Source organism: Mesorhizobium sp. WSM4846 (assembly GCF_055811415.1).
Genome location: NZ_JBVVPZ010000015.1, coordinates 96,708 through 122,383 on the forward strand (window position 1 = coordinate 96,708; position 25,676 = coordinate 122,383).

At 64.8% G+C, this 25,676-nt stretch carries 30 protein-coding genes and 2 pseudogenes; 17 read left to right on the forward strand and 15 right to left on the reverse strand.

From position 1 onward, the window contains the following. Positions 1 to 4 precede the first annotated feature (4 nt). Genes AC0L15_RS15210 through AC0L15_RS15230 form a run of 5 tightly spaced genes read left to right on the forward strand, consistent with a single transcriptional unit; the run spans position 5 to position 4,733 of the window. Positions 5 to 1,060, forward strand: coding sequence for an ABC transporter ATP-binding protein (locus AC0L15_RS15210; protein WP_473496543.1), 1,056 nt, complete (start codon positions 5 to 7; stop codon positions 1,058 to 1,060). After that, positions 1,057 to 1,218, forward strand: coding sequence for a hypothetical protein (locus AC0L15_RS15215; protein ID WP_023798512.1), 162 nt, complete (start codon positions 1,057 to 1,059; stop codon positions 1,216 to 1,218). The genes AC0L15_RS15210 and AC0L15_RS15215 overlap by 4 nt, the downstream gene beginning before the upstream one ends. 25 nt (positions 1,219 to 1,243) lie before the next feature. Then, complete coding sequence (locus AC0L15_RS15220) at positions 1,244 to 3,511, forward strand: propanediol/glycerol family dehydratase large subunit (protein ID WP_473496544.1); 2,268 nt, start codon at positions 1,244 to 1,246, stop codon at positions 3,509 to 3,511. Then, on the forward strand, positions 3,508 to 3,927 hold the full coding sequence (locus AC0L15_RS15225; RefSeq protein WP_023798510.1) for a diol dehydratase small subunit: 420 nt from the start codon (positions 3,508 to 3,510) through the stop codon (positions 3,925 to 3,927). The genes AC0L15_RS15220 and AC0L15_RS15225 overlap by 4 nt, the downstream gene beginning before the upstream one ends. 11 nt (positions 3,928 to 3,938) lie before the next feature. Then, positions 3,939 to 4,733: an SDR family NAD(P)-dependent oxidoreductase gene (locus tag AC0L15_RS15230; protein ID WP_287249199.1), complete on the forward strand. Its 795-nt coding sequence runs from the start codon at positions 3,939 to 3,941 to the stop codon at positions 4,731 to 4,733. A 42-nt stretch (positions 4,734 to 4,775) separates the two neighbouring features. Here AC0L15_RS15230 and AC0L15_RS15235 read toward each other — a convergent pair whose 3' ends face one another. Both AC0L15_RS15235 and AC0L15_RS15240 read right to left on the reverse strand, forming a co-directional pair. Beyond that, positions 4,776 to 6,257 carry an ATP-binding protein gene (locus AC0L15_RS15235; protein ID WP_473496545.1) on the reverse strand — a complete coding sequence of 494 codons (1,482 nt, stop codon included), beginning with the start codon at positions 6,255 to 6,257 and terminating at the stop codon, positions 4,776 to 4,778. Next, complete coding sequence (locus AC0L15_RS15240; RefSeq protein ID WP_023798507.1) at positions 6,254 to 6,973, reverse strand: response regulator; 720 nt, start codon at positions 6,971 to 6,973, stop codon at positions 6,254 to 6,256. Before AC0L15_RS15240 ends, AC0L15_RS15235 begins: the two co-directional genes overlap by 4 nt. Before the next feature lie 312 nt (positions 6,974 to 7,285). Between AC0L15_RS15240 and AC0L15_RS15245 the strand changes: the two genes are divergently transcribed. The 8 genes from AC0L15_RS15245 to soxA are packed head-to-tail and all read left to right on the forward strand — an operon-like array spanning position 7,286 to position 13,573. Further along, a complete protein-coding gene (locus tag AC0L15_RS15245; RefSeq protein WP_023798506.1) occupies positions 7,286 to 7,756 on the forward strand; it encodes a (2Fe-2S)-binding protein in 471 nt (156 codons plus the stop codon). A gap of 11 nt (positions 7,757 to 7,767) precedes the next feature. Continuing rightward, a complete protein-coding gene (locus tag AC0L15_RS15250; RefSeq protein ID WP_287249197.1) occupies positions 7,768 to 9,942 on the forward strand; it encodes a xanthine dehydrogenase family protein molybdopterin-binding subunit in 2,175 nt (724 codons plus the stop codon). Beyond that, positions 9,929 to 10,291, forward strand: coding sequence for a c-type cytochrome (locus AC0L15_RS15255; protein ID WP_287249196.1), 363 nt, complete (start codon positions 9,929 to 9,931; stop codon positions 10,289 to 10,291). Before AC0L15_RS15250 ends, AC0L15_RS15255 begins: the two co-directional genes overlap by 14 nt. Continuing rightward, positions 10,278 to 11,540: an FAD-dependent oxidoreductase gene (locus AC0L15_RS15260; RefSeq protein ID WP_473496546.1), complete on the forward strand. Its 1,263-nt coding sequence runs from the start codon at positions 10,278 to 10,280 to the stop codon at positions 11,538 to 11,540. The genes AC0L15_RS15255 and AC0L15_RS15260 overlap by 14 nt, the downstream gene beginning before the upstream one ends. Next, on the forward strand, positions 11,537 to 11,989 hold the full coding sequence (gene soxX / locus AC0L15_RS15265; RefSeq protein WP_353813120.1) for a sulfur oxidation c-type cytochrome SoxX: 453 nt from the start codon (positions 11,537 to 11,539) through the stop codon (positions 11,987 to 11,989). Before AC0L15_RS15260 ends, soxX begins: the two co-directional genes overlap by 4 nt. Positions 11,990 to 11,991: 2 nt before the next feature. Next, the gene (locus AC0L15_RS15270) at positions 11,992 to 12,474 is read left to right on the forward strand and encodes a SoxY-related AACIE arm protein (RefSeq protein ID WP_287249191.1); all 483 of its coding nucleotides are present in this window, start codon (positions 11,992 to 11,994) and stop codon (positions 12,472 to 12,474) included. After that, the gene (gene soxZ / locus AC0L15_RS15275) at positions 12,474 to 12,794 is read left to right on the forward strand and encodes a thiosulfate oxidation carrier complex protein SoxZ (RefSeq protein WP_287064537.1); all 321 of its coding nucleotides are present in this window, start codon (positions 12,474 to 12,476) and stop codon (positions 12,792 to 12,794) included. The genes AC0L15_RS15270 and soxZ overlap by 1 nt, the downstream gene beginning before the upstream one ends. Then, positions 12,794 to 13,573, forward strand: coding sequence for a sulfur oxidation c-type cytochrome SoxA (gene soxA / locus AC0L15_RS15280; RefSeq protein ID WP_287249189.1), 780 nt, complete (start codon positions 12,794 to 12,796; stop codon positions 13,571 to 13,573). The genes soxZ and soxA overlap by 1 nt, the downstream gene beginning before the upstream one ends. A 27-nt stretch (positions 13,574 to 13,600) precedes the next feature. Here soxA and AC0L15_RS15285 read toward each other — a convergent pair whose 3' ends face one another. From AC0L15_RS15285 to AC0L15_RS15335, 11 genes are all read right to left on the reverse strand, one after another. Continuing rightward, positions 13,601 to 13,732, reverse strand: a complete 132-nt coding sequence (locus AC0L15_RS15285; protein ID WP_287249188.1) for a hypothetical protein — start codon at positions 13,730 to 13,732, stop codon at positions 13,601 to 13,603. Between the two features lie 18 nt (positions 13,733 to 13,750). Then, a complete protein-coding gene (gene ccoS, locus AC0L15_RS15290) occupies positions 13,751 to 13,939 on the reverse strand; it encodes a cbb3-type cytochrome oxidase assembly protein CcoS (RefSeq protein WP_023798498.1) in 189 nt (62 codons plus the stop codon). Next, entirely contained in the window at positions 13,936 to 16,194 is a 2,259-nt protein-coding gene (locus AC0L15_RS15295; RefSeq protein WP_287249186.1) for a heavy metal translocating P-type ATPase, read from the reverse strand. Before AC0L15_RS15295 ends, ccoS begins: the two co-directional genes overlap by 4 nt. 3 nt (positions 16,195 to 16,197) lie before the next feature. Then, positions 16,198 to 17,016 (reverse strand): DUF2189 domain-containing protein, encoded by an 819-nt coding sequence (locus tag AC0L15_RS15300; protein ID WP_287064541.1) that lies wholly within the window; start codon positions 17,014 to 17,016, stop codon positions 16,198 to 16,200. A gap of 11 nt (positions 17,017 to 17,027) precedes the next feature. Next, a complete protein-coding gene (locus tag AC0L15_RS15305; protein WP_023798495.1) occupies positions 17,028 to 17,222 on the reverse strand; it encodes a hypothetical protein in 195 nt (64 codons plus the stop codon). Further along, a complete protein-coding gene (ccoP, locus tag AC0L15_RS15310) occupies positions 17,219 to 18,100 on the reverse strand; it encodes a cytochrome-c oxidase, cbb3-type subunit III (RefSeq protein ID WP_287249185.1) in 882 nt (293 codons plus the stop codon). Before ccoP ends, AC0L15_RS15305 begins: the two co-directional genes overlap by 4 nt. Continuing rightward, a complete protein-coding gene (locus tag AC0L15_RS15315) occupies positions 18,091 to 18,261 on the reverse strand; it encodes a CcoQ/FixQ family Cbb3-type cytochrome c oxidase assembly chaperone (RefSeq protein WP_023798493.1) in 171 nt (56 codons plus the stop codon). The genes ccoP and AC0L15_RS15315 overlap by 10 nt, the downstream gene beginning before the upstream one ends. A 14-nt stretch (positions 18,262 to 18,275) precedes the next feature. Continuing rightward, on the reverse strand, positions 18,276 to 19,028 hold the full coding sequence (ccoO, locus tag AC0L15_RS15320) for a cytochrome-c oxidase, cbb3-type subunit II (protein WP_023798492.1): 753 nt from the start codon (positions 19,026 to 19,028) through the stop codon (positions 18,276 to 18,278). Positions 19,029 to 19,031: 3 nt separating this feature from the next. Next, on the reverse strand, positions 19,032 to 20,672 hold the full coding sequence (gene ccoN / locus AC0L15_RS15325) for a cytochrome-c oxidase, cbb3-type subunit I (RefSeq protein ID WP_023798491.1): 1,641 nt from the start codon (positions 20,670 to 20,672) through the stop codon (positions 19,032 to 19,034). Between the two features lie 26 nt (positions 20,673 to 20,698). Continuing rightward, on the reverse strand, positions 20,699 to 21,154 hold the full coding sequence (locus AC0L15_RS15330; RefSeq protein ID WP_023798490.1) for an Rrf2 family transcriptional regulator: 456 nt from the start codon (positions 21,152 to 21,154) through the stop codon (positions 20,699 to 20,701). A gap of 144 nt (positions 21,155 to 21,298) precedes the next feature. Continuing rightward, positions 21,299 to 21,742: a group III truncated hemoglobin gene (locus AC0L15_RS15335; protein WP_473496547.1), complete on the reverse strand. Its 444-nt coding sequence runs from the start codon at positions 21,740 to 21,742 to the stop codon at positions 21,299 to 21,301. A 164-nt stretch (positions 21,743 to 21,906) separates the two neighbouring features. Here AC0L15_RS15335 and AC0L15_RS15340 point away from each other — a divergent pair, with 164 nt between their 5' ends. After that, the gene (locus AC0L15_RS15340) at positions 21,907 to 22,170 is read left to right on the forward strand and encodes a DUF1858 domain-containing protein (protein ID WP_023798488.1); all 264 of its coding nucleotides are present in this window, start codon (positions 21,907 to 21,909) and stop codon (positions 22,168 to 22,170) included. A 144-nt stretch (positions 22,171 to 22,314) separates the two neighbouring features. Here the strand turns inward: AC0L15_RS15340 and AC0L15_RS15345 are convergent. Then, positions 22,315 to 22,542: pseudogene (locus tag AC0L15_RS15345) on the reverse strand (plastocyanin/azurin family copper-binding protein); the annotation flags it as partial. Between the two features lie 171 nt (positions 22,543 to 22,713). On the opposite strand from AC0L15_RS15345, the gene AC0L15_RS15350 reads away from it, so the two are divergent. Together AC0L15_RS15350 and AC0L15_RS15355 are read left to right on the forward strand one after the other, a co-directional pair. Beyond that, positions 22,714 to 23,421, forward strand: a complete 708-nt coding sequence (locus tag AC0L15_RS15350; protein ID WP_287249183.1) for a Crp/Fnr family transcriptional regulator — start codon at positions 22,714 to 22,716, stop codon at positions 23,419 to 23,421. A 170-nt stretch (positions 23,422 to 23,591) separates the two neighbouring features. Then, positions 23,592 to 23,804, forward strand: a pseudogene (locus AC0L15_RS15355) (plastocyanin/azurin family copper-binding protein); the annotation flags it as partial. 352 nt (positions 23,805 to 24,156) lie between these two features. Here AC0L15_RS15355 and AC0L15_RS15360 read toward each other — a convergent pair. Beyond that, positions 24,157 to 24,606 (reverse strand): pyridoxamine 5'-phosphate oxidase family protein, encoded by a 450-nt coding sequence (locus AC0L15_RS15360; RefSeq protein ID WP_023798485.1) that lies wholly within the window; start codon positions 24,604 to 24,606, stop codon positions 24,157 to 24,159. Between the two features lie 270 nt (positions 24,607 to 24,876). On the opposite strand from AC0L15_RS15360, the gene AC0L15_RS15365 reads away from it, so the two are divergent. Continuing rightward, entirely contained in the window at positions 24,877 to 25,503 is a 627-nt protein-coding gene (locus AC0L15_RS15365; RefSeq protein ID WP_287249182.1) for a class I SAM-dependent methyltransferase, read from the forward strand. The last annotated feature ends 173 nt before the right edge of the window (positions 25,504 to 25,676 follow it).

A 25,676-nucleotide genomic window follows, 5' to 3' on the forward strand; every position in this document is an offset into this window, starting at 1 on the left:
TCCAATGGCAGTCTCGTTCAAGGAAGTGACGAAGCGGTTTGCGGACGGCACCGTCGCGCTCGATCGGCTCGATCTCGACTTCGATCTCGGCGCATTCATCGTGCTGCTTGGGCCCTCGGGCTCTGGCAAAACAACTGCGTGCCGCCTGCTCGCCGGGCTGGAGCAGCCGTCGAGCGGCCGCATCGAGATCGAAGGTAGGGACGTGACCAACGTGCCGCCGCGCTTCCGCGGCATCGGCATGGTGTTCCAGAACTACGCACTCTACAGCCACAAGACCGTCTTCGAGAACATCGCCTATCCCCTGCGTATCCGCAAAGTGGCCGCCGCGGAAATCGAGCGTTCGGTGAAGGACATGGCCGAGCTTCTGCGAATCGCCCACTATCTGCAGCGCAAGCCGGCGCAGCTCTCCGGCGGCCAGGCGCAACGTGTCGCCGTAGCGCGCGCGCTGGTCTGGCAACCGGCGATCTGCCTCATGGACGAACCGCTTTCCAACTTGGACGCGCTGCTGCGCCTGCATATGCGCACCGAGCTCAACCGCCTGCATCGCAAGCTCGACAAAACCTTCGTCTTCGTCACGCACGACCAGGAGGAGGCGATGACACTGGCGACGCGCATCGCCGTGCTGAAGGAGGGCCGGCTGGTGCAGTTCGACGAGCCGAAGACGATCTACCGCCGGCCCGCCAACCGCTTCGTCGCCGAGTTCATGGGCCGCCCGGCGATGAACACGATCGACGGAGTGGTCAAAGGCGGCATATTCAAGGCTGGCGCGGTGGCTTGCTCGGTCGATCGCCCCGACGGGCCGGTCACGCTCGGCATCCGGCCGGAGCAGATCGAATTCATGGCGTCGAATGCACCGGCAGCCATGACGCTCACCGTGGACGTGAAAGAAGCGATCGAACCCGACACGCTGCTGATCTTCCAAAACGCGGGCGAGCAGGCAATCACGCTGCGGACGCAGACGAATTGCGATGCGATCGAGCCGGGACAGCCGGTGAGCGTCTCCTTCCCGAAGCAGGCGCTGCACTATTTCGACGCTGCCACGGGAAAGAGGGTCGAGTGACCGCCGCCAGCTTTGTCCCGCTCATCCTGGCAGCGATCGTCTGGCTCGGCTTCTGGCGCGTCAACCGCATGAAGCGCTGGTTCACAATCGGCGAGGTGATCTTTTGGGACGTGATCGTGCTAATCCTCATCCAGCTTGTGTGGCTGCGATGGTTCTGAGCGCTCGACATATGGGAGGGACGCAATGACTTCGCCCCCGCGCTGGCGCCGCTTCGATGAATGGGACACGCGGCCGCTGCGGCACGACCGCTTTGCCGCGGAGGATCCGGAAGCGGGCTTTGCCACCTTTCACAGCCCGTGGGACCCCGCGCCGTCGGCGCGAGTCGAGAACGGACGCGTGGTCGAGATCGACGGTAAGCCGGAAGCCGACTTCGACATCCTCGATTCCTTCATCGCCGCACATCATCTCGATCTCGACGTGATCGACGAGGCGATGGCGATGGATTCGGTCGAAGTCGCCCGCATGCTGGTCGACATCAACGTGCCGCGCGAAAGGCTCGAGCGGCTGGCTCGCGGCATGACGCCGGCGAAGCTGGCTTCCGTCGTGTCGCACTTGTCGTCACTGGAGATCACCTTCGCCTATTCCAAAATGCGGCAGCGCCGCACGCCGGGAAACCAGGCGCACGTCACCAACGCTAAGGATGATCCTCTGCAGCTTGCAGCAGACGCCGCCGTTGCCGTGGCGCTCGGCTTCGACGAGATCGAGACGACGATGCGCGTTGCGTCGAACTCCTGGGCCAACGCCGTCGCCTGCGCCGTCGGCGCGTCGGTTGGGCGTGGCGGCGTGCTGTTCCAGTGCTCGATCGAGGAAGCGGAAGAGCTGCGCATCGGCATGGCTGGCTTCACTTCCTATGCCGAGACGGTATCGGTTTATGGCACGGAAGCTGCGTTCGTCGATGGCGACGACACACCCTGGTCCAAGGCTTTCCTCACCGCCGCCTACGCCTCGCGCGGCATCAAGGCACGCTGCACGTCTGGCGCATCCTCCGAGCTGCTGATGGGTTTTCACGAACATCAGTCCGTTCTCTACCTGGAAGCCCGTTGCCTCTGCCTGCAGCGCGCCGTGGGCGTACAGGGAACGCAGAACGGCGGCATCGACGGCGCGCCGTTGACCGTCTCGATGGCGGGGGGCATGCGCGAGCTCATGGCCGAAAACCTCATCGCCGTCTGGCTCGGCCTTGAATGCGCCTCCGGCAACGACACCCGCGTCAGCGAGTCCGAGATCCGGGTTGGCGCCAAGATCACGCCCTTCCTCATGGCAGGCTCCGACCTGTTGTGTTCCGGCATGGGATCGATCCGCAAATACGACAATTCGTTCAACCCATCCCTGTTCAACGGCGAGGACGTCGAGGACTTCCTCGCTCTGCAGCGTGACCTCGAGGCGGATGGTGGGCTGACGCCCATTGAGGAGAGCAATATCCGCGAGCTCCGCATGCAAGCGATCAAGGCGCTGGCCGCCGTCTTCCAGGAGCTTGGCCTCGCCGAAGTGCCGGAAGCCTGGATGCTCTCCGTCGCCGCCGCCTCGGGCTCGCTCGATACCGAAACCTTCTCGACAGGCGAGGTCACGCGCATCAGCGAAGCCATTCGCGATCGCGGACTAACGGCGGTGGATGTGGTGCGGGCGCTGCACAAACGGGGCTTCGGGCGCGAGGCCGAGAACCTATTGCTGATGCTTCGCCAGCGCATCTCCGGCGACTATCTGCAGACTTCGGCCATCCTGCGCGACGGCAAGGTCATCAGCGCGCTCAACGATCCCAACGATTACCGGGGGCCGGGCAGCGGATATCGAATGTCCGAAGCTAGATGGGAAGCGGTCCGAGGCGTGCGCGATGTTCAGACACGCGAGAAGGTGCTGGAGAGCGAGCGTCGCGTCGACCCGACCTCGGAGCCATGGCTGATTCCAGGCGGCGAGGCCGGCAAAGGCACGGATCCGCGCGAGGTGGTGATTGGCCTCAGCCCCGCATTCGGCAACGAGCTCACGCAAACGACAGCCGGCCACGACTTGATCGACGTGGTGCTGGCCCTGACCGATGGTGTGAGCGAGGGCGGCGGCGTGCCGCGCCTCGTCCGCATCCGACATACCGCCGACACGTCCTTCCTCGGCCTCACCGCGGCGCGCCTCTCCGGCTCGGGTTATGCCATCGGCATCCAGGCCAAGGGCACCGCAGTCATCCACCGCGCCGACCGGCTGCCGCACATGAACATCGAACTGTTCTCGAATGCACCGATCACGACGCTCGATCACTACCGCGCAATGGGCCGCAACGCCGCGCTCCACGCGCTGGGGCTCGCGCCGGAACCCGTCATCGTGCCGACCGAAGGTCAGGCCCTTGGCGCCCGCTACCATGTGCGCGTCGCCATGCTCTACGCGATAGAGACCGGGCTGGTAGTGCCGGATGCCCCGCCGCTCGATGTCGCGTTTGCAATCGGGCAAGGAGGGCTTCGTCCGTGACATCCCCTCTCGACCTCTATCCCATCTCCGAGAACGCGCCCGATCAGGCGGTGTCGGCGTCGGGCATGCCGCTTGCCGATTTGACGCTCGACGCAGTGATTTCGGAACGGATCGGTGCCGAAGACATCCGGATTTCGGCCGACGTGCTCAGACTTCAGGCATCGATCGCCCGCGATGCGGGCCGCGACCGGCTTGCGCTCAATCTCGAACGCGCCGCCGACCTCGTCTCCGTCCCGCAAGACCTCATTCTGGACACCTATGAAATGTTGCGGCCGGGCCGGATTCCCGAAGCCCATCTGCTCAAAGAGCGCGCCGAGCTGCTGCGTCGCGAATACGGCGCGCACACCATCGCGGCGCTGATCGACGAAGCGGTCGCCGTTTACGAGCGCCGCAATCTGTTTCGCCGCCGGTACTAGGGGAAAATCGAATGATACTTCAGGGGCGGATCGCCATCGTCACCGGTGCCGGCTCCGGCATCGGTCAGGCCGGATCGGAAGCCATGGCGCGCGAGGGCGCGACGGTCATCGTCACCGACCGCGATCTCGATGCCGCGCGTGGCACGGTCGACTCCATCGCCGCCGCCGGCGGGCGCGGCGAGGCCATCCGAGTCGACGTCACCGACGATGCAGCCGTCGTCGGCGTCATCCAGGACGTGGCCGATCGACATGGGCGCATCGACATCTTGCACAATCATGCCGGTGTGCAGGTCGCGGGCAGCGTCGAGGAGATCGACGGCGCCGGTTTCGATCACTCTTGGGCGGTTAACGTGCATGCCCAGTTCGTCGCCTGCCAAGCAGTCCTACCGGTCATGAAGAGACAGCGCGGCGGCGTCATCCTCAATACGTCGTCGAACTCCGGCGTCTTCCTCGACAGAGCGATGACCGCCTACATCACCAGCAAGGCCGCATCGATCACCATGACCCGCCAGATCGCACTGGATGTCGCGCGTTACGGCATCCGCATCAATTCGCTCTGCCCCGGCTGGGTCGATACGCCGTTCAACGAACCCTACACGGACCAACTCGGCGGCCGCAAAGCGCTGGAGCACGCGATCGCCAACATCGTCCCGATGGGCCGCTTCGCAACGACCGACGAGATCGCCGAGGTCATTCTGTTCATGGTGTCCGATAAGTCGTCCTACATGACCGGCCATGCACTGGTCGCTGACGGAGGCGAGTCTCTCGCGGGTGGGACGAACTCGGGCCAATCTATCACCCGTTGAGCCTATGCAGCGGGCCTGGCGCGATCGCGGGACGGGTTTCGGTCAAGCCGGCAAGGATCGCAGTCCGGTCGGAGGGCTCGTCTCAGGCACCGGCGCCGGGGCAAGCTGCTTGGCCATGTCGATGAGCGGCAGCCTGATGATCGCGCGAAGGCCGTTGCTCCGGTTTTCCAGCACGATGTCGCCGCCGTGGTGGCGGGCGATGGCGCGGGCAATTGACAGGCCGAGCCCGACGCCGCCGGTCTCCCGGTTGCGCGACTGCTCCAGGCGGAAGAAGGGCGCGAACACCTGTTCCATGTCGGCTTGCGGAATACCGGGCCCGGCGTCCTCGACCACGATGTCCAGGCTGTCGGTGCGCCTGACCAGGCTCACCCTGGCCTGCTCGCCATAGCGGACGGCATTTTCGACGAGGTTGCGGATCGCCCGGCGCAGCGAGTCCGGCCGGCAGCGATACAGCACCTTGGGCCCGTCGCTGACGGTGACGTTTTGGCCCAGCTCCTCGAGGTCGTCGCAGAGGCTGCCGACCAGCGCCGAAAGATCGACGGTTCGCGTCTCCTCCACCGCGGCGTCCTCGCGCGCGAAGGCGAGCGCTGCTTCCGTCATCGTCTGGATTTCCTCGATGGTCTTCAGCATCTTTTCCTGGAGATCGCGATCCTGGACGAACTCGGCGCGCAGCCGGAGCGAGGTCAGCGGCGTGCGCAGGTCGTGGCTGATCGCCGCCAGCATGCGCGTGCGGTCCTCGACGAAGCGCTGCAGGCGCTCCTGCATGCGGTTGAACGCCTCGGCGGTCTGGCGGATGTCGTCCGGCCCTGATTCCGGCAGCCGCGGCACGGCCTCGCCGCGGCCAAACAGTTCCGCGGCATTGGCGAGCCGTCGCAGCGGACGCGCGATTGCCTGCGCCCCGAAAATCGCTATGGCGGACAGGATGAGCGCGGTGAGCGCCAGCGATATCGCCGATTGCGCGGTCCAGAAAGCGCTCGGCATCACCTTGGCGTAGGCGGCATTCAGCCAGGTGCTGTCGTCAAGGCGGACGGAAAGCCCCATGCCGTTTGGGGCGCCGTCCAGATAAAGAAACTTGGCAGGTCGCGTGAACGGGCTGCCACTCCCGGACAGGTCCAGCATGCGCGGCGGCACCGAAGGATCGGCGGCAGCGACCGCGTTCGAGGCCTGCCCGTTCATGTAGGCTGCATATTTGGCGGCAATGCCGGGCAGCGGCTTGGCGAGTTGCGTCAGCGCCTCCTGTTGCCAGGCGAGGGGATTGCTCGGCCCGTCGTGCGAGGTCCAGAAGCGCGTATAGGCCGTGCCGCTGACGTTGAGGATGTCGGGTCGAAGCGAGGGCGGCGTCGTGTCCAGCAAAATGGCAAGCGAGGACGTGCGGCTGACGAACTCGCCCTTGGCCGCCGCGTGCAGGGCTTGTCCGCGCTCGTCCCACGAGATCAGGAAGGTGATCGCCTGCGACAGGGCGAGCGCAAGCAGCACCAGCATGAGGAAGCGGGCCGCCAGGCTGCGTCTCCATAACAGCATCATGCCTGGGCCACCTCGGCGGTGAAGCAGTAGCCGCCGCCCCAGTGCGTCTTGATCAGCATCGGATTCTTCGGGTCCGCCTCGATCTTCTTGCGCAGCCGGCTCACCTGGTTGTCGACGGCCCGGTCGAAACCGTCGGCCGAGCGCCCGACGGTGAGGTCGAGCAACTGATCCCGGCTGAGCACGATTCCGACATGCTCGATAAAAGCGGTGAGAAGGCGGAATTCGGCCGTGCTGAGCGCGACCGCCACGCCGTCGAGCCCGACCAGCTCGCGGCGGCCGACATTCAGCGTCCAGCGGTCGAAGCGCAGCGCGTTCGACTTGAGCCGACCGCGCTGCGGCGGCAGGCTGTGGACGCGCCTGAGCACAGCCTTGATCCGCGCCAGCAATTCCCGCGGATTGAACGGCTTCGTCAGGTAGTCGTCGGCCCCGATCTCGAGGCCGACGATCCGGTCGACCTCCTCGGCCATGGCGGTAAGGAAGATGATCGGAACGTCGACCGTTCCGCGCACGTGCCGGCAGGCGGCAATGCCGTCCTCGCCAGGCATCATGACGTCGAGGACGATTAGATCGGGCAGGCTGCGGTCGAGCAGCCGCTTGAGCGCGGCCGTGCTGTCGGCGACGCTGACGCGATAACCCTGCTGCGTGAGGTATTTCCCCACGAGATCGCGGATGTCCCTGTGGTCGTCGACGACCGCGATGTGCTGCGCCACTTCCATGCAATGCTCCCAAGGTCGCCGCTGAATAGTCGGTCAGTATCGACGATATCTAGTTTGCGTCTACACGGATGATCACCTTCCGCGCCATGGCGGCAATCTCGCCCGACATCAACAAAGCGTGAGAAGTGTAACGAAATGTATCAGAGCACTGCGCCCGCGACAACTTGCGATGAACTGCCGGTGTTCGGGACAAGGTTCTGCGACAGCTCCCGCCTAACTTGGCCCCGTCGCTAGCCGGGACGTCCGGTCTTTGTCGCCAGGGGCGGCATCCAGACTCGATCCTCGCCAGCCTTTGATCGAAAGGATTGCACAATGGCCAGATTGATCATCAACGGCACGCCACGTGACATCGAGGTCGATCCGGACACGCCGCTGCTGTGGGTGATCCGCGAGCAGATCGGGCTTACCGGAACGAAGTACGGTTGCGGCGTTGCCGCCTGCGGCGCCTGCACCATCCATATAGACGGCGTCGCCACGCGCTCCTGCGTGCTTCCGGTGAGCGCGGTCGAGCCCGACCAGCAAATCACTACTATCGAGGGGCTTTCGCCGGACAGCTCGCATCCGGTCCAGCAGGCCTGGCTGGCGCTCGACGTCCCGCAATGCGGCTACTGCCAGGCCGGCATGATCATGGCTGCGGCGGGTCTGCTCATGCAGAACCCGAACCCCGCGGACGAGGACATCAACGCCGAGATCACCAACATCTGCCGCTGCGGCACCTACAACCGGGTGCGCGCCGCGATCAAGCTGGCCGCCAAAGCCGGCGAAGCCACGCAACGCGGTTGAGGAGAACAGTCATGAACGCCACAATTTCCCTCTCCCGCCGCAGCTTCATCATCGGCGTGGCCGCCACGGCCGGCGGCTTGTCCCTCGGATTCAACGTGCCGTTCATCAAGCCGGCACGCGCCGAGGGCGGCGAGGCGGCGCCGGAGATCAACGCCTGGGTGGTGATCAGGCCCGACGATACCGTGGTCATCCGCATTGCCCGCTCCGAGATGGGGCAGGGGACACTGACCGGGCTTGCGCAACTCGTCGCCGAGGAGCTGAACTGCGACTGGTCCAAGGTCACGACGGAATACCCGTCGCCGGCCCAGAACCTGGCGCGCGACCGCGTGTGGGGCAATTTCTCGACCGGCGGCAGCCGCGGCATCCGCGAGTCGCACGAGTATGTGCGCATTGGCGGCGCCGTTGCGCGCGAGATGCTGATCGCCGCCGCGGCCGCCGAATGGGGCGTCCCGGCCAGCGAATGCACCGCAAGGATGGGCATGGTCACGCATGCAGCGTCGGATCGCGCCACCTTTTATGGACAGCTGGCTGCCGCCGCCGCGCGAATGACGCCGCCCGCCAATGTCACGCTCAAGGACCCGAAGGATTGGACCATAGCCGGCAAGCCGCTGCCGCGGCTCGACACGGCCGACAAGCTTAACGGCAGCCAAGTCTACGGCGCCGATCTCAAGCTGCCGAACATGCTCAACGCGGCGATCCGGGCCTGCCCGTATTTTGGCGGCAAGGTAGCGAGTTTCGACGCGGCGGCGGTGGCGGGCATGCCGGGCGTGCGCACTGTCGTTCAAGTCGACGAGACCGCCGTTGCGGTTGTCGCCGACACCTGGTGGCGGGCGAAGACCGCTCTCGATGCCTTGCCGATCGCCTGGGACGAAGGTCCCAACAGGCAGGTCACCAGCGCCTCGATCGCGGCGATGCTCGAAGAGGGGCTCGCCGCAAACGACGCCTTCATCGGCGCCAGGCAAGGTGACGCCGGTGCTGCCCTGTCCGCCGCCGGCCGGACGGTCACGGCGACCTACGCCTTCCCCTACCAGAACCACGCGACCATGGAGCCGATGAACGCGACGGCGCTCTACACGCCGGAGCGCTGCGAGGTGTGGGTGCCGACCCAGAATGGCGAGGCCAGCCTTGCGGCAGCGGCCGAGGCCGCCGGCCTGCCGGTGCAGCTATGCGAGGTGCACAAGATCCATCTCGGCGGCGGCTTCGGCCGGCGCGGCAACTTCCAGGACTATGTGCGCCAGGCGGTCAGCATTGCCAAGCAGGTGCCGGGAACGCCGGTAAAGCTCATGTGGTCGCGCGAAGAGGATATGCTGCACGGCGCCTATCACCCGACCACCCGATGCCGGCTGACGGGCGCGCTCGACGCGGACGGCAATTTGACCGCTCTGCACATGCGCATATCCGGCCAGTCGATCCTTGCCGCGGTGCGGCCGCAGGGCATGCAGAACGGCATGGACCCGGTGGTCTTCCAGGGCCTCGTCCTCAGCGGCACCGAAGGCACGCTGGGCTATACGGTGGACAATCTGCTTGTCGACCATGCCATGCGCAACCCGCCGATCCCGCCAGGTTTTTGGCGCGGCGTCAACCTCAACCAGAACGCGCTTTACGTCGAGTGTTTCATGGACGAACTCGCCCATGCGGCCGGCGTCGACCCGCTCGCCTTCCGCCGCAAGCTGATGGCCAAACATCCAAAACATCTCGCGGTGCTGGAGGCGGTTGCCGAACGGATCGGCTGGGACACCCCGCCCGCGACCGGCATTCACCGCGGCCTGGCGCAGATCATGGGTTTCGGCAGTTATGTGGCGGCGGCAGCGGAGGTTTCGGTGACCGATGGGCAGCTCAGGATCCATCGCATCGTGGCGGCCACCGACCCGGGTCATGTCGTCAACCCCGCCCAAGTCGAGCGGCAGGTCGAGGGCTCCTTCGTCTATGGCCTTTCCGCCTGCATCTACGGCGAATGCACGGTCAATGGCGGCCGCATGGAGCAGGAAAACTTCGACAGCTTCGAGGTCCTGCGCATGGCCGAAATGCCTGATGTGGAGACGATCATCCTGCCGTCCGGTGGCTTCTGGGGCGGCGTCGGCGAGCCGACCATCGCGGTCGCCGCGCCGGCCGTCCTCAATGCGATCTTCGCCGCCACCGGAAAACGCATCCGCACGCTGCCGCTGAAGAACCATGACCTCGCCTGATATGAGGCGCGCGAAGAACAGGCCTGGCGGACGGGCGCTCGCGCCTGTCCTGCTTGCGGCGCCTGTCCTGCTTGCGGCGCTTGCGGCCAGCGCGCCGGCATGGGCCGACGCGGCGCCTGGTGCTACGGCATGCACCGGCTGTCACGGGCCGGCGGCACTCGGCTCAGCCATCCCTTCGCTCGACGGCCACGCGGCAGACGACATCGTCGCCCAGATGCACGCCTTCCGTTCCGGTGGGCGCAAGGCGACGGTCATGGACCGCATCGCCAGGGGATTTACCGAGGCGGAGACGCGCGCCATCGCCGAATGGCTCGCCAAGCCGGAGGCCGTACGCCATGCCCAGCCGTAGAGCCCTGATCGGCGGCGTGGCGGCTAGCGTCGCCGCGGCCGTCCTTGCCGCGCCGCAGCTGCGCGCACAGACGCAGCCCAGCGTGGTCATTGTCGGCGGCGGCTTTGCCGGGGCAAGCTGCGCCCGCGCGCTGAAACGGCTGGATCGCGATCTTGCGGTGACGCTGATCGAGCCAGAGCCCGCCTATCTGGCCTGCCCGTTCAGCAATGCCGTGATTGCCGGGCTGCGTGGCATCGAGGCGCAGACTTTCAGCTATGACCAATTCGGCGACATCGCGCTGATCCGCAAGCGGGCTGTCGCCGTCGATGCCGAGCGCTGGCGTGTTCGCCTGGAGGATGGCACGGACATCGACTACGACAGGCTGGTGCTGGCGCCCGGCATCGACCTGCGCTTCGACGCCTTGCCGGGCTACGACGAGGCGGCGGCGGCGATCATGCCGCATGCGTGGAAGGCTGGCGCGCAGATGCTGCTGCTGCGCGACCAGCTCGCGGCGATGCCGGACGGTGGGGTCGTCATCCTCGCCGCGCCAGCCAATCCGTTTCGCTGCCCGCCCGGTCCCTACGAGCGGGCAAGCCTGATCGCGCATTATCTCAAGACCAGCAAACCCAGATCCAAACTGATCATCCTCGACGCCAAGGACGCCTTTTCGAAGCAGCGGCTGTTCGAAGCGGCCTGGCAAGAACTCTATCCCGGCTTGATCGAATGGGTGCCGCTGTCGTCGGGGGGCAGGGTGACGGAAGTCGACCCGGCGACAAGGACGCTGGTGACCGAGTTCGGCAATCACACTGCCGATGTCGCCAACGTGATCCCGCCGCAGCGTGCGGGCGCGATTGCGCAGTCGGCCGGCGTTGCCGACCAGACGGGCTGGTGCCCGATCGACCCGGTCACCTTCGAGTCCCGCCTGCAGCCGGCGATCCACGTCATCGGCGACGCGGCGATCGGCGGGGCGATGCCGAAATCCGCCTTCAGCGCCAACGCCCAGGCAAAAGCTTGCGCCGCCGCGGTCGCCGCCCTGGTCAGGGAGCGGCAGCCGGCGCAGCCGAAGCTCATCAACACCTGCTACAGCCTGGTCGCGCCCGGTTACGGCATTTCGATCGCCGGCGTCTACCAGCCACGTGACGGGCTGCTTGCCGAGGTGGAGGGTGCGGGCGGCACCAGCCCGCTCGAAGCGCCGCTTTCCGTCCGCGAACTGGAAGCGGCCTATGCGCAGGACTGGTTCCGAACGATCACCAGTGAAGTCTTCGCATGATGAGGGTGGCTTTTCTGGCTCTGATGGGATTGCAGCTTGCGGCCTCGCCCGGTGCCGGCGAGGAGACGGGGTCTTATGTCGTGACCGGCGATGCGATCATGCAACCTCTGATTGTCGACAAGGGTGATCCGGCGCGCGGCGCCGCGCTGATCGCGGGCCGGCAGCGCAGCCTCTGCACGCTCTGCCACAGCGGGCCGTTTCCCGACGCGCATCTGCACGGCACGCTGGCGCCCGACCTGACCGGCGTCGGGGCAAGACTTTCGGAAGGCCAGATCCGGCTGCGCGTCGTCGACATGAAGCGGCTGGTGCCGAACACGATCATGCCTTCCTACTATCGGGTCGCGGATGAGCAGGGCCGGCGCGTCGCCACCGTCGGGCGCAGCAAGCCGATCCTGGGCGGCGCCGATATCGAGGATATCGTCGCCTATCTCACGACGCTGAAGGGGTGATCATGCACCAAGACCCGCTTCGAGTTTACGCAGGCCTGGTCGGACGGCGGCAGTTTCTTCGGGCCGGCATGACCGGCCTGCTGGCGATCAGCCTGCCGCGCTGGGCCGTTGCCCGTCCGAGCCTCGAGGAAGCGATCCGGACCTTCACCGGGGGCGCCAACGTTCTCGATGGCCGCGTCCGGCTCGACCTGCCGCCTCTGGTAGAGAACGGCAACGCGGTCGGGATCACAGTCGTCGCCGAGAGCCCGATGACCGAAGACGACCATGTCCGGCGCATCGCGGTCTTCAACGAGAAAAACCCGGAGGCGAATGTCGCGGTTTTCCACCTCGGGGCGCGCTCCGGCCGCGCCATGGTCTCGACGCGGATCCGGCTCGCGACCTCGCAGGTCGTTGTCGCGGTCGCTGAGATGAGCGACGGCAGCTTCTGGTCGAGCCGGGCGAGCGCCATCGTCACGCTGGCCGCCTGTATCGAGGACCTTTCATAATGGCGCGCGCGCTCGTCAATGTGCCGAAAGTGGCCAGGCAGGGCGAAGTCGTCGAGATCAAGGCGATGATCGCCCATCCCATGGAAACCGGCTATCGTATCGGCCCGAACGGCTCCAACATCCCCCGCGACATCATCCGCCGTTTCACCTGCACCTACAATGGCAAGGAGGTGTTTTCGGCCGATCTCTTTCCAGCGGTATCGGCCAATCCGTTCATTGCCTTCACGCTCGTTGCCACGACGAGCGGCACGATCGACTTCACCTGGACCGACGATGCCGGGAAGACCCAAACGGCGTCGGCGACGATCACGGTGAGCTGATGCGCGCCCTCGGGGGCCTGGTGGGGATTATCGCGGCGGTCGTCTGCGGCATTGCCATCGCCGCCGGCCTCGAAGACGTCGAGAAGCGCTCCGGCTTCGACTTCATGACGCCGCAGACGCAGGCGCTGCAGGCCGACGACATGAGCAATCCCGGCATGCTGTGGGTGCTGCAGGGCGAACAGCTCTGGCAACAGGCGCAGGGCAGGGCGGATGTCGCCTGCTCCGGCTGCCATGACGATGCCCGCCAGACGATGCGCGGCGTTGCCGCGCGCTACCCGGCCTTTGACGCGGCGACGGGCCGGCCGATCGACCTTGCCGGGCGTATCAACTCCTGTCGAGCGGGGCGGCAGCAGGCCGAGCCGCTGGCGCCGGAGTCCGACGCTTTGCTCGCCCTGACGGCCTATGTGATGCATCAGTCGCGCGGCATGCCAATCACGCCGGCGACCGACGCCCGGCTCGCGCGGTTTCGCGACAACGGCCGGCGTCTGTTCCAGAGCCGCATCGGACAGCTCGAGCTCTCCTGCGCCTCCTGCCACGACGACAATTGGGGCAAACGGCTCGGCGGCAGCGTCATCCCGCAGGCGCATCCGACCGGCTATCCGCTCTACCGACTGGAGTGGCAGACGGTCGGTTCGCTGCAGCGGCGCCTGCGCAACTGCATGATCGGGGTCAGAGCCGAGCCCTTCGCATTCGGCGCAGCCGAACTCGTCGACCTGGAGCTCCATCTGACCGAGCGGGCCCGCGGCCTGCTGATCGAGACGCCGGCCGTGCGGCCGTGATGCTGGGCTGTGGCCGTCGTTTCCTGCCTAGAACAAAGCGGCTATCACCGCGATCAGGGCGACTGCAAGCGCGACAACGCTTGGAACCATCACCGCAACGCCGGACACAGTCGCCAGCCCCGCAATCCAGTCAAATTTTCTGTCGGCAGTTTCGCCCATTGTCGCTTCCCTTAGAGATCAACGCCTGTTCGGTGATGGCTGTTCCATATCCGGCAGCGGGGTGTCGGCCGCCTCGTTGAGAAGCACCCGCTCCGCTGCTCCGTCCAGGTCCTCGAGCTGGCCGCTTTTCATCGACCAGAGGAAGGCGAGAAGCCCAACCAGGCCCATGCCGAGTGCTACGGGGACCAGCCAGGCGAGCAGGCTCATGCAGCCTCCGCGAGATGAGTGGACGTCACGCCACCTTGTATTCCTTGCGGATCTCGGCTCGGACCCGAAAGACGAAGCGCATTGGCAACCACCAGGATGGATGATGTGGACATCGCCACCGCCGCGACCAGCGGCGTAACGTGGCCTGTAACCGCGAGCGGGAGGGCCAGCGCATTGTAAAGGATGGAGAGCCCAATGTTCTGGGTGACGAGCTGCCTGGCCTTGCGGGCAATGGTGATCGCTTTCGGAACGCTGTCCAGGCTGGAGCCCAGGAACACGAGATCGGCCGCGTTGCGCCCGACGTCCGCGGCCGAGGAGGGCGCCATCGACACGTGAGCCGTTCCCAATGCGGGCGCGTCGTTGAGGCCGTCACCGACCATCAGCACCTTGCGTCCCTGCGCGCGCAGGACTTCCAACCGCGCGACTTTGTCGCGAGGAAGCATCCCGGCAGTGGCTGCTGCTACGCCGAGCATGCCTGCCACCTTCCTTACCTCCGTTTCCACGTCTCCGGACAGGATCTCGACGCCGAGGCCGAGACTGCGCAGGCGCTTTGTAGCGGCGGCGGCTCCGAGACGGAGGCTGTCGGAAATCCGGAACGCGCCGAGGACGCGGCCGTCAGCCGACAACCAGGCTTCGGCCGAGGCGGAACCGGCAGTGGAGCGGGCGTCGACCCAAGATTGGCGGCCGAGCCTGTAAACGCGGCCGCCGACCGTGCCTTCGATGCCGTTTCCGGGCTCCTCCCGAATCTGCTCGACGGCAGCCTGCCCGGCCGGATGCAGCGCCGCCACCGCTCGCGAGGCAGGATGCCGAGAGAACCGGGCAAGCGCGGAGGCCGCTTCGATCTCGTCGTCCGGCACCGTGAAAGACGCCACTTTTGTCAGGCCTGAGGTGAGCGTACCCGTCTTGTCCAGTGCGACGTGATCGACTTCGGCCAGCCGTTCCAAAGCCGCGCCGTCCTTGAGGGTCACACCGAGAGCGAAGAGACGCCGCGCAGCGACGGCCTGGACCATCGGCACGGCCAGGCCCAACGCGCATGGGCAGGTGATGATGAGGACGGCGATCGCCACCGTCAGTGATCGGTGCAGGTCTCCGGTGGTGATCATCCACCCTGCAAAGGTGGCGAAGGCAAGCAGATGGACCACCGGCGTATAAAGCGAGGCGGCCCGGTCGGCGATGCGCCGATAACGGGCGCGGCCGCCTTCGGCAGCCTCCATCAACCGCATCATGTCAGCAAGGAAGGACTCTTTCTGAGGTCGGTCGACACGCAACGTCAGCGGCCCGTCGAGGTTGAGCGATCCCGACAGCACGCTGGCCCCCGGTCGGACCGACTCCGGGGCGGACTCGCCGGTCACAACCGACAGGTCGAGCGAGGCGTTTCCGGAAATTACGGTGCCATCGGCCGGCACGCGCTCTCCCGCGAGAACAAGGACAGTCTCGCCGCTGCGGATAGCGGATACGTCGCGATATTCGCGTTCGCCATCAGGCGTGAGCACCGTGGCGCCTCGCGGCATCATCCGCGCGAGCGACCTGACCGCTTCGCGAGCGCGTCCGCGCATCGCCTGGTCCACAGCGCGTCCAGCCAGCAGGAAGAACAGCAAGGATGTCACCGCATCGAAGTAAGCATGGGCTCCGCCCGTCACCGTATCGTATGCGCTGAGGCCGAATGCGAGCAGCACGCCGACGCTGATCGGCACGTCCATGTTCGTCCGGCCGCCGCGCAGGGCGCTCCACGCGGAAGCGAAGAAAATCCGGCCCGAATAGGCCAGCGTCGGCAACGCGAGGGCCGTGGAGATCAGGTGGAATGCGTGCCTCGTGCCGGCGTCCGCTCCCGACCAGACCGAGACGGAAAGAAGCATGATATTCATGGCGGCGAAGCCGGCAACGGCCGTGGCGCGCAGCAAGCGGCCCATCTCCGGATCGCCGTCTCCGTTCTCAGGCTCGGCGAGTGTTGCTTCGTAACCGGCTTTTCGAAGCGTTTCGATCATCGGCGGCACGGCGCCGTCCCGCCGCCACTTCACTACGACACGTTTTGCGGTCAGGTTCACCCGCGCGGAAACGATGCCCTCGACTTGGCTGAGCAAGCCTTCGATCGCGCCGATGCAGCCTGCGCAATGCACCTGAGGGACGGAAAAGTCCGTCTGAATCGTACCATCGCCGAGATCTCGGCTCGCAAAGACCACCTCTTGCGGGACGATCTCGCGCCGCCCGGGCCCAATCATCAGGGCCGCCTCGGATCCCGGCGCGCAGCAACTCATCGATCAGGCCTCCGGCCGGGCCACTGCCCGGTAGGCGTGCCATGTCGCGTGTCCGAGCAGCGGGAAGATGACGATCATGCCGACAAGGCCAGTGGCGACGCAGATGCCGAAAAGCACGAGCACCATGGCACCCCAGGCGATCATCGGCGGCAGGTTGTTCCACACCAGTTTCATGCTCGTGGCCATCGCGGTCAGAGCATCGACGCGCCGGTCAAGCAGCATAGGAACGGCAAACACGCTGATCGAAAACGCGAAGGATGCGAACAGACCGCCGATCGCCGTTCCTATGATCAACATCGCCCATCCCGATGGCGTGCCAATCAGTATCCCGATCACATTGTCGAGGCCCGGAAACGCCGTCACGCCAAAAAACAGCGCCCACAGGAGAACCGCCGCCCGCATCCAGAGCAGCATCAGGAGACAGAGAAGCAGGCCCGTGAAGAAGATCTGCTCGCCCGCTCTCGGTCGCACATGAAGCATCGAAGCAAGCCCGATTTCGCGGCCTTCGCCGATCGCGCGGCTCTTCTCGTAAAGCCCGATCGCCAGGAACGGTGCGACGATCAGGAAGCCGGCAAGCGATGGGAACAGGATATAGTCGCGACCGAACTCGACGAGGGTCCACACGAACGCCAAAGAAAGCACGAAAACGCCGACACCGTAAGCGAGGCTGGAGGCGGGGCGGGTCCAGAAATCGCGCCAGCCCTCAGCGAGCCAACGCAATCCTTCCAGGACCGGAAGGTGGCGTTGAAGCTTGGGATCCCGGGTCTCACCGATGCCGGATGTCTCGCTCAGCAGCCAGTAGGATTCGTCGGCCTCGCCCATGACTTTCTCCTTCAGCAGGCTGGCTTGGCGGCGCGATAGCCGCCGCCGTCGCTGGTATCCTTCACGTGCGCCACGCAGTCCGGCTGCGATTGGAACGCCACGTAGACAAGATGCGCGTTGGCGCCGGCGAAGAGCAGCAGCCCCGCCGGGACGAGCAACCAGAGGATCCATCCGCCGGGAAGGCGAGTGCTTCTGCGGGGGGTCATGGCTGGCGCGTCCCCAGGTCATGGACAAAAAGCGCAAGTGTCCGAATTTCTGCGGTGGTCAGCCGCTCGTCCCAGGTCGGCATGTGGCCTTGCCGGCCTCCGTGGACGGAAGCGATGATGGTGTCCATGCTTCCGCCGTAGATCCAGTACGCGTCGGTCAGGTTCGGCGCTCCGACCTCGCGATTGCCTTGCGCGTTCTCGCCATGACAGGCCGCGCATGTCGTCACGAAGACTTCCTTGCCGGCGTTGATGCGGCCGAGGTTCTGCGGTGTCGAGGTGTCGGGATTTGTCAGCGAGTAGACATAGGCGGCAACGTCGCGCACCTGGTTCCGGTCGAGCATGTCGTCGCGGCCGAAAGCAGGCATCTGCCCGACACGGCTTTCGGGATGGGCGGTGTTGATGCCGACGCGCATCGTCTGCTCGATCAATTGGGGACCGCCGCCCCACAGCCAGTCGTCGTCCGTGAGGTCGGGATAGTTCGCGCCGCCCTTGCCATCGCGTCCGTGGCAGGCGGCGCAGTTGTCGCCGAACAGCTGCTGCCCGGTGTGACGGACGGTCTGCATCAGAACTTCGTCCGCCATGATGGCGTCGTAAGGTTCGGATTCGAGCCGGGCCGTCCAGGCGGCGCGCTCGCGCTGGCCTTCCATCACCCGGGCTTCAACCGTCGTCCGCTGATCAACGCCCAGAAGCCCTTTCGTGTAGGTCGTCCCCAACGGCCATGCCGGCACAAGGAACCACCATGCGAGCGCCCAGATATGCGTGACGATCAGGAACATCAGGACCCCGCGCGGGACCGGCGTGTCCAATTCCTTGATGCCATTCCACTCGTGGCCAGTCGTTTCGCGGCCGGTAGCGGGATCGCGTTCGCTTACTTCCATGGCTTGTCGTCCCGATCGAGGATGCTGGTCTTGGCCCTGTCGAACCGTTTCCGGTTGGACGGCCAGAAGGCGTAGACAACGACACAGAGGAAGAAGCCCATCAGGTAGAAAAGGCCCCAGCTCTTGGACAGGGCAACGAGCGTGTCGTGGTCGAAATCCATCATCGGTCCTCCCGTCAGCTTTCCGGGTCCGGCTTCTTTTCCGGCGCCGCCGTATCCTCGTACGCGGCTCCCGTCAGCCTGCCCAGCACCTGCAGGTAGGCCACCAGCGCGTCCATCTCGGTGACGTGTGTGGTGACGCCGTCGAATGCGCTCACCTGGGTTTTGTCACCATACCGCTCAGTCACCCCGCTTGAGAAATCAGTGTCGGGGGTCGCCTGCCCGTAGGCGTCGCGGGCAGCGTTTTCCACCATCGCCTCGGTATAGGGTACGCCGAGTGCCCGCTGGGCCGCCAGATGCTGCGGCAGGTCGTCCGTCTTCAGCGTCGTGCGGGCAAGCCAGGTATAGGCGGGCATGTTCGATTCCGGCACGACGTCGCGTGGATTCGTCAGATGTGCGACATGCCAGAAATCCGAATATTTTCCCCCAACACGCGCAAGGTCGGGTCCGGTCCGCTTCGACCCCCAGAGCATCGGCCGGTCGTATTGGGATTCCACGGCGAGCGAATACGGACCGTAGCGCTCGACCTCGTCGCGCAGGGTGCGGATCATCTGACTGTGACAGGCGTAACAGCCTTCACGGACATAGATGTTGCGGCCCGCGAGCTCCAGCGGGGTGTAAACCCGCATGTCGGGCGCCTGCTCGACGGTTTCGTCGATGGTGAACAGGGGAGCAATCTCGACGATGCCGCCAACGCTGGCCGCAGCTATTATTCCAAGTACGAAGAGGATCGCGGACCGCTCGATCTTGCGGTGGAAAAGTTCAGGCATCCGTCATTCTCCCGGTACTGCGGCGGGGATGACGGGTGCGTCTGTCTCACGGGCTGCCGCGAGCGGCACCATACGGACCGTCATCCAGATATTGTAGCAGCCGACCAGTGCGCCCAGCAGGAACAGCAGTCCGCCGATGGCGCGGGCAATATAGTATGGATACATTGCCACCAGTGAATCGACGAACGAATAGGCGAGAGCGCCTTCCTCGGTATAGGTTCGCCACATCAGACCCTGGATGATGCCGGAATTCCACATCGCGAAGACGTAGATCAGCGTTCCGGCGATCGCGAGCCAGAAATGGACCTCGACGAGCGCGGCCGAATACATCCGCTCGCGCTTCCAGAGCGCCGGGACGAGCGTGTAGACGGAGCCGAAGGTGATGAGCGCGACCCATCCCAACGCTCCGGCATGGACGTGGCCGACTGTCCAGTCAGTGTAGTGCGAGAGAGAGTTCACCGGTCTGATCGCCATGAACGAGCCCTCGAAGGTGGAGAGCCCATAGAAGACTGCCGCGGCCATCATGAATCGCAGGGTCGCATCGTCACGGACCCGGTGCCAGGCGCCGTTGAGGGTCAGCAGCGCGTTACCCGCGGATGCCCACGAAGGCACGAGAAGCATCACGGAAAAGGTCATGCCGAGCGTTTGCACCCAGTGGGGGAGCGCGGTGTAGTGCAGGTGGTGGGAACCCGCCCACATGTAGAAGAAGGTGATGCCCCAGAAGCTCAGGATCGAGAGACGGTAGGAGAAGATCGGGCGCTGCGCCCGGACCGGCAGGTAGTAGTAGAGCATGCCGAGAAAACCTGCGGTGAGGAAGAACGCAACCGCGTTGTGGCCGTACCACCACTGGACCATCGCGTCCTGCACGCCCGGCCAGATCGTGTAGCTCTTGGCGTGCCCCCAAGACACCGGCAGCGCGAGGTTGTTGACGATGTGCAGGATGGCCACGACCAGGATAAAGGCCATGAAGTACCAGTTGGCGACGTAGATGTGCGGCTCTTTCCGACGCGCGATCGTGGCGATGTAAAGAATGAAGTAGGTCACCCAGACGATCACCAGCCACAAGTCGGCGTACCACTCGGCTTCCGCGTACTCCTTCGACTGGGTGGTACCGAGCAGATATCCGGAAATGGCCAGAACACAGAACAGGTTGAAGCCGAGAAGCACGAACCAAGGGCTTATCTGGCCGGCTAGCCGCGCGCGAGACGTGCGCTGCACGACGTGGAAGGATGTGGCAATGAGTGCGTTGCCGCCGAACCCGAAGATGACGCCGGACGTATGCGTTGGCCGCAGCCGCCCGAAGCTGGACCAGGCCGCATCGAAGGCGAGGTCTGGCCAGGCGAGCTGCGCGGCCACCCACACGCCCATGAACATGCCGAAGACAGCCCAGGCCATCGACAGCACGATCCCGACCTTGATGGGATCGTCGTAATAGGAGACTGCTCGGTCTTCGGTCGGTTCGGCGCCGTAGAACGACGACATGAGGAGGTAGATTACGACGCCCGCGAAAAGCATGACGATGACGCCGTGCACCCCGAGAGTGTCCGAGCGTCCGAGGGCGGCCATGGCGAGTCCCGCGAGCGCTACTGCCACCGCGATGAGCAAGGCGTACTGCCGTTCAGAGGATTTGAGGTTCGATATCATGCATTCCCTCCAGGTACGGCATTCGCTCAGGCAACTTCCCCAGAAACTCTGTGCATTTCAAACAACTCCACCAGTTCGGATCTGTTTGCGGCTATGTCAGCCAGAGTATAGCCATCGAAGACAGCGAGAAACGCCTGCAGCGCCTTGACGACGACGCCCTCGAGCCGGCAGGCAGGGGATATGACGCACAAGCCGCCATCCCTGCGCATACACTCCGTCAGAGCGAAGTCGTCTTCCATGTGCCGCACGACCTCACCCAAGTTGATGTCCTCCGGCCGCCGGGCGAGCGCTATGCCGCCGGTGCGCCCCCGAGCCGTGGTGAGGTAACCCAGTCGCCCGAGCCTGAAAGCCACTTTCAGGAGGTGATTGCGTGATATCCCGTATGCCGCGGCCACGTCGGTTACTCGGCACGGTCTTTCCCGGTGGACCGCCAGGTAGATCAGCATCCTGAGCGCATAGTCCGTCTGAAAGGTGAGACGCATCCCGCGGATTCCTGGTTCTCATCGCAGAAAGAACCCACCCTAGCAGGCTGTCAGCTAGACGAAAATGCGACGTCAGCGCGAGCATGCCCGCCCACGCTACGAAAGCCGTCTTCTCGGCGGGAAAAGCCTGCCCTTCCGCGTTTATCATCCCGCCGCCCCCGCGGTCGGGCGACCAAGCCGGAAAAACATGGCGACCTTCAGGCTCCGCGCGATCCTTTCGGCGCTGTCGACGAACACTTCGGCTACCTCAGGCGGGCATCGCTCTTCGACGGTTTTGCGGAAATGACCGAGCCATATGTCGAAATCCTCCTCGCGCACCTGCTTCAGCTTAAGGTGCGCAGGCACGGGGCGGCCGCTGTACGCGCCATTCTTCAGAATGACCGAACACCAGAAGTCGGTCATCTTCTCCAGATGCGGTTCCCAGTCGCCGTGGATTTCCGCAGCGAAGATGGGTCCGAGGCGAGTATCCGACCTGACGCGGACGTAGAAATCGCGGACAAGCGCGGCAATGAACCCGCGGTCGACCAACGGGTGGGACAGCGGCATTTCCGCCTGCGGGCGGGCGCGATCGTAAACAGCAGAATTCATCGCAGCACACAAAGTGGTATCGTGTCTGCTACTTTTAGGTGCCTGACTTCCGCACGGCAAGCGCTCAATTCGTCCCAGCCCGCTCGTTCCGCCATTTGTTTGCGCCTGCGCAAAGTTCCGGGCGAGGCGGACGGTTTAGATGGCCTTCTTTGGAGACGACTATCGTGAACCAACCTGAAACCATCGATCCCGATATGACGGTCGACGAGATCATGCGGCGATGGCCGGCAACCATAAGGGTGATGATCCGCAACAGAATGCTCTGCATCGGCTGTCCGATCGGAATCTTCCATACGGTCGCCGACGCATGCCACGCCCATCGGGTCGACCTGGAATCCTTCTCCCAGGAACTTCTCGAGGCGATAAGCAGCGATCCGCTTGCGAACGCGCCGTCGGCCTTCCTCGGTGATGGCGTCGCGGCGCTCTGAACCGCATGCGCCGCATGCGGCACGCTCCACCCGGAGAGGCAGTTGGCAAAATAGCGGATCCGTCACCGAGATCATTGGAATTCCAAACGTTTGGCTGATGTCGATTACCGCTCGCGGCTGAATGCGACTTGATCCAGATCAAATTTTGGCGCCTTCCGGGAGCATGCCTTTGATCGTTTCCACGTTGTGGCCCTTGTCGGTCGGCACGAAGCGAATGGTATCGCCGGAGGCGGCGCTGACGAAGTCGGGTTGGAACACCATCGCACCCTTCTCGCCCTTGTTCAGCATCGTGACCTCGATTTCGGCCGCGCCAGCCGCGCCTGCGATCGCGACGGCCGCGCCTAGCGCCAGCGCTGCGATGAGCTTCTTCATTTTCCTGGTCCTTTCCTGGTATGCGGCTCCAATGCCGTTGAAGGCTTTATAGTGCGTGTCGCCAACAGGCAGTTTGCGCTGGCGCAAATAGCCGCTAGAAATCGAACAGGAGCGGCGCCCCACAGGAGCAGCGCCCCACAGGAACAGCGCCCCAGACTGGAAGCGAAGACAATGCCTCTCGACAGGTCCCTGATTTCGGGATTGCCCGCGTTTGCCGGCCTCGACGGCAAAGACCTCGATGCTATTCCCTCGCGGGCGCGGTCCTCCCGCTTTCCCAAGGATTCGGAGGTTTTCGGACAAGAGGAGGAGGCCACGTCCTTCTTCCTGCTCCTGTCGGGTCATATCCGCGTCGTCCGCACCTCGCCCGAAGGGCATCAAGTGATCGCTCGATACATCACCGAGGGTGAACTCTTCGGCATCGCCATCGCCATGGGCAGGACGACCTATCCGGCGTCCGCGGTCGCGGCGGTTGATTGCGTCGTCCTCGCCTGGCCCAATTCCGCGTGGGCAGAACTGCAATCGCGTTTCCCGACGTTCGGGGCCAGTGCCTACCGCACGATCGGTTCCCGCCTCCAGGAAACCCAGGCGCAGGTCATGGAGATGTCGACCCAGCAGGTCGAGCAGCGCATCGCCCACGCGTTGCTGCGTATCGTCAGCCAGTCCGGACGAAAGACGCCAGAAGGGATCGAGATCGACTTTCCAATCACGCGTCAGGACATCGCGGAGATGACCGGAACGACGCTGCATACGGTCAGCAGGCTGCTCAGCGCCTGGGAAGACCAGGGTATTGTAAGGAGCGGGCGCCAGAAGGTCACCGTGACTGACCCGCATGCGCTCATGCTGGTGTCTGAGAACAGGCGCAAGGGGCCGGCTGCATAGCGCCGCCGTCACGTCGCTGGCATAAACGGGCGCGTTCAATACGAGCTTTGTAGAATGGGGAGCAATCGGGGGTTCCGATAAGTTCCTACCGTCGATTCTCGTCGGAAGCCGACTTCTTCGAAAAGGGCGAGGTGAATGTTGGCCAATTCCGGGTCGCGTCGCGCAAGGCCTTCAAGAGCAAGTTCAACGAGGTCTTCACGGTAACGCTCGATAAGGAAGGCGTCTACGGCGTCAAGTGTGCGCCGCACTACGGAATGGGCATGGTCGCCCTGATCGAGGTGGGCCAGCCGGTCAACCTCGACGCAGCGAAGGCCGTCAAGCAGACCGGCAAGGCCAAAGCCGTGTTCGCCGAACTCTTCGGCCAGGCCGTGGCGGCCAGGTAGCGCGGGCCAACAGACGCGAAATGGCGCGGACGGCGGGGGCCGCGTCAAGGAGGCGGAAGTGATGGACCGAGCGGACAGGCAGGCTTGGCGCCAAGGCGCGCCGAACCACGATCCCGCGATCAGGAAGGAAACGTCGCGGCGATATGGCCGCTGCCATCCGGGCCACAGCTTCGCCGACCTCGTCCGCCGGTCTTCCTTTTCCAAGGAGGACGGCGGCTCTTGGAAAACTGACTGGGAGCCGGAGGCCGCGCCAAGCCTCCAAATGCACTGAGCGGCCGTCAGGAAAGCGTTCGCCCTGCTGGTCGAGTAGCTGCTTGGACGCTCGACGTCGACGCGGATCCGCCGCTCTGCCTCATTTCTCATGGGCCTCCCGCCCGGACATCCGCTCGACATGGATTCGAAAGAAGACGTGCGAAGCATGGTCGACGAGCGGTGCAACGACGGGCTTCAGCGCGCCGGGTTCCCACCAGTTGGCGTGCTGGCTAAGCAGAGACCAGGCCCGGTCGCGCTCTCGTTTGATGTCAATGCGGTCGGGCAACTCCTCGAAGCGGCCTTCGGCGACGACGCTCTTCCAAGAACGGGCCTCACCTTTTTCTTCGACCAGAAGCGCCACTTGAGGGTTGCCCCGCATGGTGTCCAGCTTTCGGCCCGGCATAGTGAAGGAATAGGTGCATCTATCGTCGTAGGCGTAGTAGATTGGCACAAGGTAGGGCTGGTTACCGGACGAGCAGGCGAGCCGCGCGAGCCGGTTCTCAGAAATCAGGGCGGTGCATTGGGCGAGGGATAGTTGTCGAATTATCATGGCGGAACTCCTCATCGAAGTCTCACAATGCGCGCGTCGCACACAATCGTCGTTGTCTCAGATCAATGTCCCTCGTTGACAACTCCCGACCAAACGTCGCTTCGAAGTGTCAATCAGCGTGGCTGCCCGGTAGTGTCTCAGATCGAATTTCTGTTATGGCTGGGAAGCAAATCGCCCGCGACGTCACCAACTGCCGAAAGTCTAAGGGCCGCAACGGGCTGATGGCCCTCTCGCTCATCAGGCCTCTTGTCTTGAAGGAGAAGCGCCAGGATGAGCACCGACCGGGATACCGTGCGGGCCTATGATACGGTCGCGGCGGAGTACGCTGCCGAGGCCGCGGCGATGCCAGAATGGGTCGCGACAGAGATCGATGCGTTCGTGACCGAGCTGGGTGGCTCTGGCAGGGTGCTGGAGATCGGAAGCGGTGGCGGGCGAGATGCACTTGAGCTTGAGAAGCGGGGGATCAGCGTCCGGCGCACCGACATTTCGAAGGGCTTCGTCGAACCGCTTCGCGAGAGTGGCTTCGAGGCCGACCTGTTGGACCCGCTGACCGAAGACCTGGCCGACCCGCAGCGTCCCGGCACGCCGTATGACGGGATCTGGGCCTGTGCCTGCCTGATTCACGTCGCGCGCGAGGATTTCGGCACGCTGCTTGCACGGCTTGCCGAGGCGACCCGGCCCGGTGGCCGACTGCACGCCTCGGTTAGAGAGGGCGATGGCGAGAATGTGTCCACACACGGCAGCGCTGCAGCGCCTCGGCACTACGTCGAGACGTACTGGCGCGAGTCTGCCCTGCGGTCCGCACTCACAGACGCCGGCTGGATCGTCAGCGAGGTACGTCGGTGCATCGGAAAGCCCAATGATCGGTGGCTGAGCGTTCGGGCGAGGCGCGCGTGACACCCACAGAGTTCTAGCCCCGGATGGAGCGGTGTACACGATCATCTGGAAGGCGCGCCGTCGTCCAAGCTCCACATCATTCCGTGCGGGAACCGCTGTCCGAACCGGATAGATAGGTAACAGAATGGACTGATTGCATGGGTGACAGTTTTCTCCTTCGCCGGGAGGACCGG